Here is a 14,869-nt window from a genome sequence, read left to right as displayed (position 1 = left end):
TATAAATGTAACTTTTACGCACTTCTTGAGTCTTATAAAAAAAGAAACGTTTATCAATGAAAAAAGCTATTTACACTCTGGCCTTTATTGGCGCCCTATATAGTTGTAAAACCACGCAAACCTCAAAAGAAAATCAACCCGTAATTGCAAGCATAGATCTTGTAAATGTTGAAGAAGACAAAGTTTCGGTGAGCGTTGATCCCGATAGGTTTACTAGTGACAATACTACTTTTTATATTCCTAAAACGGTGCCCGGCACCTACTCTACAGATAATTACGGAAAATTTATCGAAAATTTTAAAGCGCTGGATTACGATGGAAATGAACTGGAATTTGAAAAAATTGACGATAATTCCTGGAATATTCCAAACGCTGAAAATTTAGACAAAGTAAGCTATCAGGTTAACGATACTTATGATATTGAAGACGAAGAAGGTGTTTTCTCGCCCTCGGGAACCAATATTGAAGCAGGTGAAAATTTTATGCTTAACCTCCACGGATTTGTAGGTTATTTTGAAAATAAACAGGAAGAACCTTACCGGCTTCTAATTAAAAGACCACAAGGTTTAATTCCCGGTACAGCTTTAAGCAAAACGGTTGCTGCCTCAGAAGATATGGCATTTAAAGAAGATATTTATTCTCTGGGCCGATATTTTGAAGTTATAGACAACCCAATTATGTATGCTAAACCAGATACCACTAGTTTTATGGTAGAAGGTATGGAGGTGCTCATTAATGTATATTCTCCAAATGAAAAATATACTTCAGAAAGTATAAAACCGGGAATTGAAGAGATGATTAGCGCACAAAAACGCTTTTTAGGAGAAGTAGATAACACCGGCAAGTATGCAATTCTGTTATATCTTTCAGATAGCGAAAAACAAGATGCACGTGGTTTTGGTGCTTTAGAACATCACACTTCTACGGTAGTTGTACTTCCCGAAGCTATGCAGCCTGAACAATTACAAAAAACAATGACCGATGTGGTTTCTCACGAATTTTTCCACATACTTACTCCCTTAAATGTTCATTCAAAAGAAGTTCATTATTTTGATTATAACGATCCTAAAATGTCTCAGCATTTATGGATGTATGAAGGGGTAACCGAATATTTTGCGAACCTTTTCCAAATAAACCAGGAGCTTATAGAGAAACAGGATTTTTACGATAGAATTTCAGATAAAATAAAATCGGCGCAACAGTTTGACGACACAATGCCATTTACCGAAATGAGCCAAAACATTCTGGAAGATCCTTATAAAGACAGTTATTACAACGTATATCAAAAAGGAGCCTTAATTGGAATGGCTTTAGATATTCGGTTAAGGGAATTAAGCGATGGCGAAATGGGAATTCTGGATCTTATGAAAGCCCTTAGCGATAGATATGGAATGGACAAGCCTTTTGAAGATGAAGAATTATTTGATGATATTGTTGAACTTACTTATCCTGAAATTAGAACTTTCCTGGAAACCTATGTTAGCGGAACAACACCAATTCCCTACAACGATTTTTTTACCAAAGTAGGACTTGAAGAAAGTGAAACCGAAATTAATACCGGCTATTTTATTAAAGGGCAAACCCCTTATATAGATGGTGATCCTGCTAAAGGTGAATTGTTTTTCAGAGAAAATATTCAGTTCAACTCGTTTTTACAGGAACTTGGTGTAAAAGGTGGCGATATAATCAAAACGGTAAACGGCGAAGAATATAATATTCAGAATGTTTATAATCTAATTATGAAAGCTGAATCCTGGGAAGAAGGTGAAGAAGTGAGTTTTGTAGTAATGCGAGACGGCGAAGAGGTAGAACTTACAGCTACTACTGCCCAACCCACTGATACCGATACTACAATAACCGAAAAAGATCTGCCTGAAAGTAGCAAAGAAGTAAAACTTAGAAATGCTTGGTTAAAAGGTTAATAGATTTTAATTTAAGTATTTTCAGCGGCGGGAATTCCCGCCGCTTTTTTATTTCCATAATCGGGTTTTATCTTTTAAATTGGAAGACCTAACCAACTTGAAGATTAATTTATGGAAATTCCTATTTTACAGGATATTGTTATTATCCTGGGACTCTCAATTTTGATAATTCTTTTATTTCAAAAGATAAAAGTGCCATCAATCCTGGGGTTTCTTCTCGCTGGTATAATTGCAGGTCCACATGCCTTTAACCTTATAAGTTCTTCTCACGAGGTAGAATTACTATCAGAAATTGGTATTATTTTCCTGCTTTTTGTTATTGGAATTGAGCTCTCTATAAAAGAGCTTATTTCTATGAAAAACACCGTCTTAATTGGCGGCGGGCTCCAGGTAGGTGGCACAATTCTATTCACTACAATCGTTGCTTATTTTTTCGGTTTACCTTTAAATTCGGCAGTTTTTCTAGGGTTTTTGTTCTCTTTAAGTAGTACCGCAATAGTTTTAAAACTCATCCAGGAACGTGGAGAAATTACCGCACCGCACGGCCGGGTTGCGCTTGGAATTTTAATTTTCCAGGATATAATTGTAGTTCCCATGATGTTGCTCACCCCAATATTAGCCGGTGATGGCGGCGATCTCCTTACTACCCTCTTAATTCTTATTCTTAAAATTGTTGGTGTTGGCGTGGTTATTTATTTACTGGCGCGATATATTGTACCCAGAATTTTTAGTATGGTGGTTAAAACAAAAAGCAAAGAGCTTTTTATATTAACCACTGTAGTTTTTTGTTTTGCCATTGCCTGGCTCACCTCTTCTGTAGGCCTATCTCTTGCTTTAGGTGCCTTTTTCGCAGGACTTATTATTTCTGAATCTGAATACAGCCACCAGGCTACAGTAAACGTTTTGCCATTTAGAGAGATTTTTATCAGTTTCTTTTTTATCTCGGTTGGTTCTCTCCTGAATTTAGAATTTTTTATCAATAATATTTTGATGATTCTTCTATTGGTTATTGGAGTTGTATTTTTAAAAATGCTGGTAGTTGGTGCTACGGTTTTATTGCTGAAATATCCGCCAAGAACAGTTTTATTAAGTTTATTCAGTTTATTTCAGGTAGGTGAATTCTCCTTATTGCTTTCTGGAGTTGGTTTAGATAATAATATTATACCAAATAGTGTTTATCAATATTTTTTAGCGATTTCAATAATTACTATGGGGCTTACCCCTTTTCTAATTGCAGCGGCGCCAAAGATTACTTATTCAATACTTAAGGCCAGGGTGCCTTCATCCGTAAGGCATAGACTGGAAAGTTTAAATAAACTTAAGACTACTGAAGAAACCGATGAACCTAAGAAACTGGACGATCATTTAATTATTATTGGCTACGGAATTAATGGTGAAAATATTGCGAAAGCCGCCCGAAACGCTGAAATTCCTTATGTTATCTTAGATACCGATCCTGTAACTTTTAAAAAGGCGAAAAATAATAATGAACCTATTATTTTTGGAGATGCAACCAACTCCTTAATTCTAAAACATCTTCACGTCCAGGAAGCAAGGGTTATTGTTATTGCAATTTCTGACCCGGGAGCTACAAAAAAGATTATTAGTAACGTACGTTTATATTCTAAAACAGCTTTTATTATTGTAAGAACTCGTTATGTTAGGGAGATTGAAGAAAATATTAAACTGGGAGCCGATGAAGTAATTCCAGAAGAATTTGAGACTTCTATAGAAATCTTTAACCGGGTGCTTAAAAAATACCTGGTGCCTTATAACGAGATAATGGATTTTACTGCCAGTATTCGTTCGTCAGATTATGAGATGTTAACTTCAGTAAAAGGAAGGCCGCATAAACCTTCGTTACAGCATTTACATATTCCAAACCGGGAAATTGTAACCTTAAGTGTGCAGCAGAATAACAGGGATATTGTTGGAAAAAGTATTCAAACTTCCGGAATTGGTAAGAACTTTAGAGTTACTGTACTGGCCATAAAAAGAGATACTCAATACATTACTGAAATTCTCCCGGACACTAAAATTAAACAAGGAGACTTATTATATATTTTTGGAAATCCGTTAAATATTAACAGGCTAAACGAAGCGCTTTCATATTAGGAAACTGTTGCAGAATCATATAATTCAGAGAATTCAATTTTTCCGTTTTCCCGGTTAAAGAATGCAGTGGCGAGTCCTAATTTACCCTGTGATATTCGTTCCCTTAAATATGGATTTTCTTTTATAATACGCTTTTGTGATTCTTTTACACTCCAGCGTGTGATAAGATCGGCATAAGTATATAAATCTTTTTCTTCAAATTTAGCCGGGATTTGTTTCGCTTTTAATGCTTCAGCTATAAGGGAATCGGGATTTTGATATCCGTTTTTCATATATTCATTTAAAGCTTCCAGGTAAATTTTATTCGACGAATTTCCCATAAGAAGTATAAAACGTGAGCCCTGCTGTTTACAGGCAATTTCAATACTCTTAATAATATGACTATCTACAAGATTACCGGCGGCTCTAATGGGAATTAAATCTCCAATCCCGGTATTCATCATAACATTTAAAGGCTCCCTTAAATCTATGCAGTTTACTACAGTAGCAAGTGGCGGCGAATTGATAAAATCCATTAATTCTTTATTCCGAAGTCGTCTGGAAACCAATTTTCCATCTACGTATCTTGAATTTCCCTCCTTTAAATAATCCAGGATTTCCTGCGGTGTAGATCTTTCTTTAGATTCTTCAATATCCTCCCGAACAAAATCTAATTCTTTCCCTGCAGAATATTTATCTTTAAGGCCAATAATACTTACGTTAATATTATTTTCTTCTGCAAAAGTGGTTTTAAAATCTTCAAAGATCTCCAGTATATCGTGATCTATATAACTGGAAAAAGTAGCATCAATAATCACGTTAGAATTCTGCGGCACATTCCATAAACTGTTTTTAATTGAAGCTTTATTAAAAAATGAAACTTCGTTAGAAAGCTCTAATCTTATGGTTTCTCCTTTAAATATTTTAGTATTTTCAATAAAAAATGCGTTGTGATAATTACTGCGCAGTAAAAAGAAAATACTCACCAGGGACCCAATAAAAATCCCGATTAATAAATCGGTTAAAATAATAGCCACAACGGTCACAACAAAAGGAATAAATTGGTTCCATCCCTTTTTATACATCGTGCTAATTACATCCCAGGAGGCCAGTTTATAACCCACTACCAATAAAATTACCGCAAGGCTGGAGAGCGGAATAAGGTTTAAAATGGAACTTAAAAACAAAACGCTTAAAAGCAGGAAAATTCCGTGTAAAATTGTGGAAAGCTTGGTTTCGGCCCCGGCATTAATATTTACCGAGCTTCGCACAATTACTGATGTTAACGGAATACCTCCTACTAATCCGGCTATTGTATTTCCAATTCCCTGGGCTACCAATTCCCGGTTTGGAGGCGTTTTCCGCTTATGCGGATCTATTTCATCTGCAGCTTCAATGGCCAATAAACTGGCTATAGAGGCGATAAGTGTTATTGTAATTGCAACACCCCAAACTTCAGGGTTAGTGATAGAATTGAAATCTGGGAAAGTTACAAGTTCGCTTACACGATCTATTTTTGGAATATTCACCAGGTATTTTTCACTTAAATGGAGTACGGGAGCTATATACTTGAAAAGTAAATTTAAAAATACGCCAAGAATTACCACAATTAAGGAAGGCGGCAAAAGTTTAAAATTCTTAAGCGGACTTTTCTCCCAGAAAATAATGATTGCTAGTGAAATTATAGACAAAACTACTGCGCCGGGGTGCAGAGAGTAAAAAAAGTTTTTAAACATAGCAATAGCCTGTTCCAGAAGGTTATCTCGTGCTCCAAAATTTGCTCCTGAATCTTGAATGAATCCAACGGCATAAGGAAGCTGAGCGATGATTAAAATAATTCCAATCGCTGCAAGTAGGCCTTTAATAATATTGGAAGGCATATAATCGGCTATAAGTCCGGCTTTAAGAATTCCCAGGATAAACTGAAAAATTCCACCAAGAACAACCGCCATTAAGAACACATCAAAACACCCAAGAGAAGCTATAGAAGCTAAAACCACCGCAGTTAAACTGGCAGCAGGACCACTAACACTTACCGATGAATGGCTTACGCTTCCTATTACAATTCCACCAATAATTCCCGATATTAATCCGGAAACCAAAGGGGCACCGCTTGCAAGTGCTATTCCAAGGCACAAAGGAAGGGCTACAAGAAACACTACAATACTGGAAGGAATATCTTTATCCATTCGGGAGAATAAGGGTTTGCTTAAAGCAGCCTGATCTACCTTTTCCCTGAAATTAAAATTGCCATTTTTTCCCATTAATTTTAAATATGAAAAAAGATTAAAATTAAATGCTGAAAATAGGAAATTTAGTGGTTAACCAACTAATTTCTGTAAAACATTCAAAAGGTTTCTTAAATAACACCAAAAAAACGGACTGCTTTTCGGTACATATTGGTGTTATAATTTTAAATAGATATCTTTAAAAAACTAAATAACATAACAACCAATAATCTTATGTCTGTACTTCCCGACGATCTTTTGCGTTACCAGAAATTTATAGGCTTTATGCTAAAATACTGGAACAGCGATCTATTTGCCAATACCGCGTCGCAGGCAATGGATGAAAAATCAGATTCAGATAATTCACAGAATTCATACGATCAAAGCCCAGATGAACTGGTAGAAGATCTAAAAAATATGGGGCCTACCTATATTAAAATGGGCCAGCTGCTTTCTACCCGTCCAGACCTTCTTCCAGATGCTTATTTAAAGGCTTTAGCCACTTTACAGGATGATGTTCCTCCTATTCCTTACGAAGAAGTTCATCGCATTGTGGAAGAAGAAATAGGCACCAGGATTTCTAAAGCTTTTGATAGTTTTGATGAAGAACCTTTGGCCAGTGCTTCCATAGGGCAGGTACATAGGGCTACTTTAAGATCGGGAAAACCAGTGGCGGTAAAAATTCAAAGACCGGGAATTAAAAAACAATTCCTTTCAGATTTAGATACTTTAAAAGAACTGGCAGAGCTGGCTGTAAAACACAGTACAACCGCCCAAAAATATGCCTTTGATGATGTTTTAACTGAACTTAGGCGTATTCTACTCCAGGAGTTAGATTACCATCGTGAAGCACAGAATTTAATTACCCTTGGAGACAATTTAAAGGATTTTAAATATTTAATTGTACCGCAACCTATTCAGGACTATTCTGCGGCTAAAGTCCTTACCATGGAATATATTGAAGGCAGAAAGATCACTTCAATATCTCCACTTAAACAAATTGAAGTAGATTATTCGCCCCTTGTAGATGAACTGGTTAAAGCCTATTTGCAACAAGTAATTAATGATGGGTTTGTTCACGCCGATCCACACCCCGGGAATATTCAATTTACAAAAGATGATAAAATTGCCCTGATAGATCTTGGGATGGTTGCCAAGTTTAGCCCGGGAATTAAACAATATATTTTAGAACTTTTATTAGCTATTAGTAATAATAATGGAGAAGAAACCGCTCGTGTTCTATTAAGTATGAGTGAGGTTACAGAAGATGCCAACCTTAAATTCTTCAAAAAGACCATTTCTGATATTATTATGGATAGCGAGCATAGTACGGCTAAAGATATGCAAACCGGTCGGCTTCTTATTCAATTAAACAGGCTTGCAGCCGAAAGCGGAATTCACCTCCCTGTAGAAGTAAATATTCTTGGAAAAATTCTTTTAAATATGGATCAGATAATCGCGGTCTTAGATCCAGAATTTGATCTTAGAGATGCCATTAAAAGACATTCTACCAAGATAATGCGAGATAAAATGTATGAAGAATTAAAGCCTGAAAACTTTTTCTCTTCGGTATTAGCTTCAAAGAAATTTCTGGAATACTTACCCGATCGTTTAAATACGATCTCAAAGAATTTATCTGAAAATGAATTTAAAATTAAGATTGATGCCATAGATGAACAACGGGTTACCGATGGTTTTCAAAAAGTAGCCAATCGTATCACCCTGGGCCTAATTATAGCAGCAATGATTATTGGTGCTTCAATGCTTATGCAGGTTCCTTCAGATTTTACAATTTTTGGTTACCCAGGTCTTGCTATGATTTTCTTCTTACTCGCAGCAGTTGGAGGCATTATTCTTAGTTATATCATTATTTTTCGGGACGAAAATCTCAATAATAAAGATTAGCCTGTTTGGGGAATTGTGTATTTCAGTGTATTTTTCGGTTCTAAAAATTAGAACCACATGAAAAACATCTTTACCCCTCTTTTTTTACTTGTTTTTATAACTACGGCCTGGAGCCAGAAAGTTGAAATTCCGGTAGATACTACGGTCACTACAAATCATTCGGTGACTATTAATTCAAAAAATATAGATTATACGGCCACTACGGGCATGCAGCCACTTTGGAATAATGATGGTGAACCAATTGCCAGTTTATTTTATACCTATTATAAAAGAAGCGATGTAAAAAATACCGAAAACAGGCCCTTGGTTATTTCGTTTAATGGCGGGCCGGGCTCTGCTTCTGTTTGGATGCACGTTGCCTATACAGGCCCACGAGTGTTAAAAATTGATGATGAAGGATATCCAATTCAGCCTTATGGAATTAAGGAAAATCCTCATTCAATTTTAGATGTTGCAGATATTGTTTACGTGAACCCGGTGAACACCGGCTACTCCCGCCCTATTCCAGATGAAGATGGAAAAGTAGACAGGGAAAAGTTCTTTGGCGTTCAAGCCGATATTAAATATTTAGCCGAATGGTTAAATACTTTTGTAAGCAGAAACGAACGCTGGTTATCTCCAAAATATCTTATTGGTGAAAGCTATGGAACTACCCGCGTTTCAGGTTTAGCTCTAGAATTGCAAAACAGCCAGTGGATGTACCTTAACGGGGTAATTTTAGTATCTCCAACCGAAATTGGTATAGATCGCGATGGCCCGGTGGGCATAGCTAACAGACTACCATATTTTGCAGCTGCAGCCTGGTACCATGATGCTTTACCGGCAGAACTTCAGAATAAAGAATTGGAAGATTTGCTGGAAGAAGTTGAAGAATATACTATAAATGAATTAACGCCGGTATTGGTAAAAGGCGGTTTTACTGAAACTGCCAAAAAAGAGGAAGCAGCCGAGAAAATGGCTTATTATTCAGGAATTTCTAAAGAAGTAATTCTTCAGAATAATCTTGATGTAGATTATCGTTTTTTCTGGAAAGAATTAAAGCGAAAAGATGGCGTAACCGTTGGTAGACTGGATTCCAGATATCTTGGAATAGACGCCAAAGAAGCCGGAGATTCCCCTGATTATAATGCTGAGCTAACTTCCTGGTTACACTCGTTTACTCCCGCCATAAATCATTATCTGAGACAGGATCTTAATTTTAAAACAGATTTGAAATATTATATGTTTGGCCCTGTACATCCCTGGGATCGCAGTGGTGATAATAGCGGTGAGAATTTGAGACAGGCAATGGCGCAAAATCCTAATTTGGATGTAATGATTCAATCGGGTTACTTTGATGGCGCTACTACCTATTTTAATGCCAAATACACGATGTGGCAATTAGACCCAAGCGGAAAAATGAAAGACCGCCTTAGTTTTAAAGGCTACGAAAGCGGCCATATGATGTATCTGCGAGCAGAGGACCTTAAAAATGCCAATGAAGATATTCGGGAATTTATAGAAAACAGTCTTCCAAAAGAAGGCGCTCCTGCCAAGTATTAATTGCAATAAATAGTTTGGGAAGCTTTTTTCAACAATTCCGTCATTCTGAACTGGTTTCAGAATCTAATATGTTAGACCCTGAAACCAGTTCAGAATGACGTTAAAAAAAAGTAGCTTCCCAAACAATTTTATAAACTATTGCATCAAATAAGCTTTCAATTCATCATAATCTGAGATATTGAAAGCTTTTTTCTCTTTATTCATCGCTTCTTTAATGGAAACCGGAATTTCCACTTTTTTTCCAATGACTTCCTCTACAGTTTCCAGGAATTTTACCGGATGTGCAGTTTCTAAAAATGTACCGTAATAGTCGGGGTTTTCGGCAAAAAATTCCTGAAGCCCAAGATAACCAACTGCCCCATGTGGGTCCATTACATAGTTATACTTTTCCTTTACTTGTTTTATGGCCTTTCTGGTTTCTTCATCAGAATAACTAAAAGAAGAAAGTTGTTTTGATAGCGGTTCAAATTCATTATTGAACAATTCCAGGATTCTTACAAAATTACTGGGATTTCCAACATCCATCGCGTTAGAGATAGTCTGTACGCTGGGTTTCGGACTATATTCTTGCGATTGCAAATAACGTGTCACTACATTATTTTCGTTATTGGAGGCGATAAAACGGTCTATGGGAAGCCCCATTTTTTTAGCTAACATTCCCGCACAAATATTTCCAAAATTTCCACTGGGAACTGAAAAAACCAGTTTTTCCTGTTTTTCAGTCAATTGTTTATAGGCAAAAAAGTAATAAAACATTTGTGGTAACCAGCGCGCAACATTAATGGAATTAGCTGAAGTTAGTTGGCGTTTTTCACTTATTTCAGCATCAGAAAAAGCTTTTTTAACCATATCCTGGCAATCGTCAAAATTTCCATTTACTTCTAATGCGGTGATATTCTGGCCAAGGGTGGTAAGTTGTTTTTCCTGGATTTCACTCACTTTCCCTTTAGGGTATAGAATTACTACATCTATTCCTTCAACACCTAAAAATCCATTAGCCACCGCGCCCCCGGTATCTCCCGACGTAGCTACTAAAACTGTAATTTTCCCAAGATTTCCTTTCTTTACAAAATGCCCCAGGCAACCCGCCATAAAGCCTGCACCCACATCTTTAAATGCCAGCGTTGGCCCATGAAATAATTCAAGCGTTCCTGTGTTTTCTGAAATTGGAACTACCGGAAATTCAAAGTTTAAAGTTTTCTTTAGAATTTCCTGAAGACCGTTTTTATCAATTTCTTCACCTACAAAAGGTTTTATGGCTTCAAAAGCAATTTCCTCTTTGGATAGTTCTCCTAAATTCTGAAAAAAATCTTTAGATAAATTAGGAATTTTTTCAGGAAAATAGAGTGCTTTTCCCGGTGCAAGTCCTCGAACAACTGCATCTTCAAAGGAAACTTTATGATTTTTATCGTTTAAACTAATGTATTTCATCTGTATAAATTTTATCCCCATTTAAGTTTTGGCAAGAGCTAATTATAATGCTCCTATTAGTGCTAATTTCAGGGTCCAGCATCATGCTGGTTTCATTATGATAGTATTTTTATGCCTTCGGGATTAATTTTAGATAAATGCAGATCGAAATCTATATTTTTATCCTGATAAAATTCCTGGAATTCGGCTTTTACTTTTTCGGCTACCGTATCACCTTTGCACATAGCAAAAACTGAAGGTCCCGAACCAGAAATTCCAAAACCAAGGGCTCCATTTGCTGCAGCCAAATTTTTAAGTTCATCGAAATACGGAATTAAAATAGACCGCACCGGTTCTATAATCTCATCTTTTAAACTTCGGCCTAAAAGTTCATAATCCTGGGTATAAAGCGCACTTACAAGTGCTGCTAAATTCCCCCATTGGCTAATTGCTTTTTTTAGTTCTACATTTTGCCTAATTACCGACCTTGAATCACGGGTTTTTAATTCGATTAACGGATGCAATATCAACATTCTTAATTCAGGTAAACCAGGTAAGCTAATTATCTCCAGAGGTTCGTAGCTTTTCACCAGGGTAAAACCGCCCAGGAGTGCCGGGGCTACATTATCGGCGTGAGCATTTCCACTTGCAAGACGTTCCCCTTCCATCGCAAATTTTATTAATTGATTTGCTGAAAAAGGTTCACCCAGCAATTTATTAATTCCGAAAACGGCGCCTGCAGCGCTAGCTGCGCTACTTCCAATTCCACTCCCAGCTTTAATATTTTTCTTTATTTCAATATCAAAACCCTGTTTTTCATTTAATTCGGAAAGCATAGCATTTGCCGCAACCCCGGCCACGTTTTCTTCAACCTCTAAAGGTAAATCCTGGCCGGTGATTTTAGTGATTCTTAGTTTTTGTGCTGAATTTTTCGAAATAATCATCTCGTCACCAACGCCGTCTAAACAACAGCCTAACACGTCAAATCCGCAAGAAAGGTTAGCCACCGTTGCCGGTGCAAATAGTTTTATTTTATCCATAACCTATTTCTTTCCTATTCTTATTACATCGGCAAATATTCCTGAAGCGGTAACCTCGGCTCCTGCACCGGCTCCTTTTACAATTAATGGTTGTTCAGGATAACGCTCTGTGAAGAATAACACGATGTTATCGCTACCGCTCAAATTATAAAATGGATGCTGAGAATCTACCGATTGTAGACCTACCACAGCTTTTCCATCTTCCAGTTGCGCCACGTATTTTAATTGTTCTCCTTTTTCTTCTGCCGATCTATAGATTTCCTGAAATTTTGGTTCATCTTTTTTCAGCAACTCGAAAAAATCTTCATTATTAGTGGTTGCCAAACTTTCTTTAGATAAGAAATCTTCACTTTCAATATCTTCAAGCTCCATTTCGTATCCACTTTCACGGGCAAGGATCAAAATTTTACGTGCAACGTCTACACCACTTAAATCAATTTTAGGATCTGGTTCTGTATAACCTTCTTTCATTGCCATTTCTACAGTTTTATAGAAAGGATCTTCAGCTTTATAGGTATTGAATACAAAGTTTAGACTACCAGAAAGCACGGCCTGGATTTTAGTAACCCTATCTCCCGAAGCAACCAGGTTTTTTAGCGTATCTATAATAGGCAAACCGGCTCCCACGTTGGTTTCGTATAAAAATGAAGCACCATATTCCCGGGCCAGGTTTTGTAATTCCTGATAGTTTTCAAAACTATCTGCACAGGCAATTTTATTACAGGTTACCACCGAAACCGAATTTGCTAAATATTCTTTATACCAGGCTGATATATCGGGACTTGCCGTATTATCTACAAAAATGCTGTTTCGTAAATTAAATTCGTCCACTTTTTTAAAGAATTCAGCCTTATCGGCTTTTTCTCCTTTTTCAAGAGCTTTTTCCCAGTTTTCTAAATCAATCCCATTTTCATCAAAAAGCATTTTTCGGGAATTAGATAAGCCATGAACCCTAACCTTTAATCGAAGTTTTTCCAATAAGAATTTTTCCTGCTTCTTCAATTGGTTTAGTAGTTTACTCCCCACATTTCCAACACCGGTGATAAACAAGTTGAGCTCTTTAGAAGGCACTTCAAAGAATTGTTCGTGTAAGGTATTAAGCGCTTTTTTTACATCTTTTTTAGAAATAACAGCAGAAATATTTCGTTCTGAAGATCCCTGGGCAATTGCCCGAATATTGATATTATTGTTACCCAGGGCACTAAACATTTTCCCGCTTAATCCGTGGTGACTCTTCATTCTATCCCCTACAAGCGCTACAATGGCCACATTCTCTTCAATCTCTACCGGTTTGATTTTTTTATACTGAATTTCAACCTCAAAAGCTTCATCTAAAGCTTCTTTAGCAAGTTCAGCTTCATCATCCTTCACTGCGATACAAATACTGTGTTCTGAAGATGCCTGGGTAATTAAAACAACGTTTATATTTTCTTGAAAAAGCACTTCAAAAAATCTTTTGGAAAAGCCCGGAATACCAACCATCCCGCTGCCTTCAATATTCAGAAGTTTTATAGAATCAATATGCGTTATCCCGGTAACCCAACGGAAATTCTTCTCTGAAGATTTTGAAATAAGCGTGCCCGTTTCATCGGGTTTAAAAGTATTTTTTATTAAGATATTTATTTGTTTATCCAGTAAGGGTTGAAGCGTTGGCGGATAAAGCACTTTTGCACCAAAATGCGATAATTCCATAGCTTCCTGGTAGGAAATATCCTTTAGCGGATAAGCGTGGGGCACAATTTGCGGATTGGCGGTGTACATCCCATTTACATCGGTATAGATCAGCACTTCTTTTACATCTAAAGCAGCACCGTAAAGGGCCGCCGTAAAATCTGAGCCACCACGGCCAAGCGTACTGGGAACACCTTGTTCGTTCCTGGAAACAAAACCTGGTGCGATATATAAAGAAGCATCTTTTGCTTCAAAATATTTTTCAATATTCGCATTGGTTTGCGCATAATTTACCTGAACTTTTTCATTGGTGTTTTTACAAACAATTAGCTCACGAGAATCTATATATTGAGAGTTTACGCCAAGATTTTTGAAATATTCAGCAATAATTAGAGAAGATAAAACTTCCCCAAAACCAGCAACTACGTGGCGGGTTTTATTAGAAAGTTCGTTGAGTAAATAAACACCTTCATACAAAGTTTCCAGGCGATTAAGTTCGGTTTTTACTTTACTTAAAATACTGCTTTGTGCGTTTACCGGAATTAACTCACGAACTGCTTCAAGATGTCTTTTTTCATTTTTTATAAGAATATCTTTGTAAGCAAGATCTTCACGAGAAGCGAGATCTGCCATTTCCAGCAAATCGTTGGTAACACCGCCAAAAGCGGAAAAAACTACCAGGGTTTTATCTTCTTTTAAATGTTTTTGAACAGTTTTAGCTACGAGTTTTATTCGTTCTGGAGAGGCCAAAGAGGTACCTCCGAATTTTAGGACTTTCATAAGTCAAATTAGTTAAATTAGAATGATTGTGTTTAAAAAAAACAGGCGTGTACGGAAGTGCTATGTAGAATTATACCCCAAAAGGGGTAATACGAATAATCGTCATGCCAGAAATGCCCACGTTAAAAACGCTTCTTGAAGTGCCGAAATTTATGCTTTCTGTTATCTTCATTTTTGACCTTATTCTGGTGATAAAAGTATATATTTTTAAGTGTAATAAAAACAAAAATGACAATTTACCGGCAGAATTATGAATTTCATTTTATTCAATAAAAAA

8 protein-coding genes are annotated in these 14,869 nt (G+C 36.6%); 4 read left to right on the top strand and 4 right to left on the bottom strand.

What is annotated here, in order from left to right:
- Window positions 1-56 precede the first annotated feature (56 nt).
- Together BM084_RS01760 and BM084_RS01755 are read left to right on the top strand one after the other, a co-directional pair.
- Window positions 57-1,922, top strand: a complete 1,866-nt coding sequence (locus BM084_RS01760) for a M61 family metallopeptidase (RefSeq protein WP_075326593.1) — start codon at window positions 57-59, stop codon at window positions 1,920-1,922.
- Between the two features lie 111 nt (window positions 1,923-2,033).
- On the top strand, window positions 2,034-4,037 hold the full coding sequence (locus BM084_RS01755; RefSeq protein ID WP_093302375.1) for a monovalent cation:proton antiporter family protein: 2,004 nt from the start codon (window positions 2,034-2,036) through the stop codon (window positions 4,035-4,037).
- Here BM084_RS01755 and BM084_RS01750 read toward each other — a convergent pair.
- Entirely contained in the window at window positions 4,034-6,280 is a 2,247-nt protein-coding gene (locus BM084_RS01750) for a bifunctional SulP family inorganic anion transporter/carbonic anhydrase (RefSeq protein ID WP_093302374.1), read from the bottom strand. The genes BM084_RS01755 and BM084_RS01750 overlap by 4 nt on opposite strands.
- 198 nt (window positions 6,281-6,478) lie before the next feature.
- Here BM084_RS01750 and BM084_RS01745 point away from each other — a divergent pair, with 198 nt between their 5' ends.
- Window positions 6,479-8,149 (top strand): ABC1 kinase family protein, encoded by a 1,671-nt coding sequence (locus BM084_RS01745; RefSeq protein WP_075326591.1) that lies wholly within the window; start codon window positions 6,479-6,481, stop codon window positions 8,147-8,149.
- Window positions 8,150-8,206: 57 nt separating this feature from the next.
- Window positions 8,207-9,691 (top strand): S10 family peptidase, encoded by a 1,485-nt coding sequence (locus tag BM084_RS01740; protein ID WP_093302373.1) that lies wholly within the window; start codon window positions 8,207-8,209, stop codon window positions 9,689-9,691.
- A 135-nt stretch (window positions 9,692-9,826) separates the two neighbouring features.
- Here the strand turns inward: BM084_RS01740 and thrC are convergent, their stop codons facing one another.
- From thrC to thrA, 3 genes are all read right to left on the bottom strand, one after another.
- Window positions 9,827-11,122, bottom strand: a complete 1,296-nt coding sequence (thrC, locus tag BM084_RS01735) for a threonine synthase (protein ID WP_093302484.1) — start codon at window positions 11,120-11,122, stop codon at window positions 9,827-9,829.
- A 95-nt stretch (window positions 11,123-11,217) separates the two neighbouring features.
- On the bottom strand, window positions 11,218-12,141 hold the full coding sequence (locus BM084_RS01730; protein WP_075326589.1) for a homoserine kinase: 924 nt from the start codon (window positions 12,139-12,141) through the stop codon (window positions 11,218-11,220).
- A 3-nt stretch (window positions 12,142-12,144) separates the two neighbouring features.
- On the bottom strand, window positions 12,145-14,592 hold the full coding sequence (gene thrA, locus BM084_RS01725) for a bifunctional aspartate kinase/homoserine dehydrogenase I (protein ID WP_093302370.1): 2,448 nt from the start codon (window positions 14,590-14,592) through the stop codon (window positions 12,145-12,147).
- Window positions 14,593-14,869: the final 277 nt, after the last annotated feature.

Source organism: Salegentibacter agarivorans (assembly GCF_900113135.1).
GTDB lineage: Bacteria > Bacteroidota > Bacteroidia > Flavobacteriales > Flavobacteriaceae > Salegentibacter > Salegentibacter agarivorans.
The sequence above is the reverse complement of the archived record's forward strand: the minus strand, read 5'-3'. Positions and strand labels throughout refer to the sequence as shown.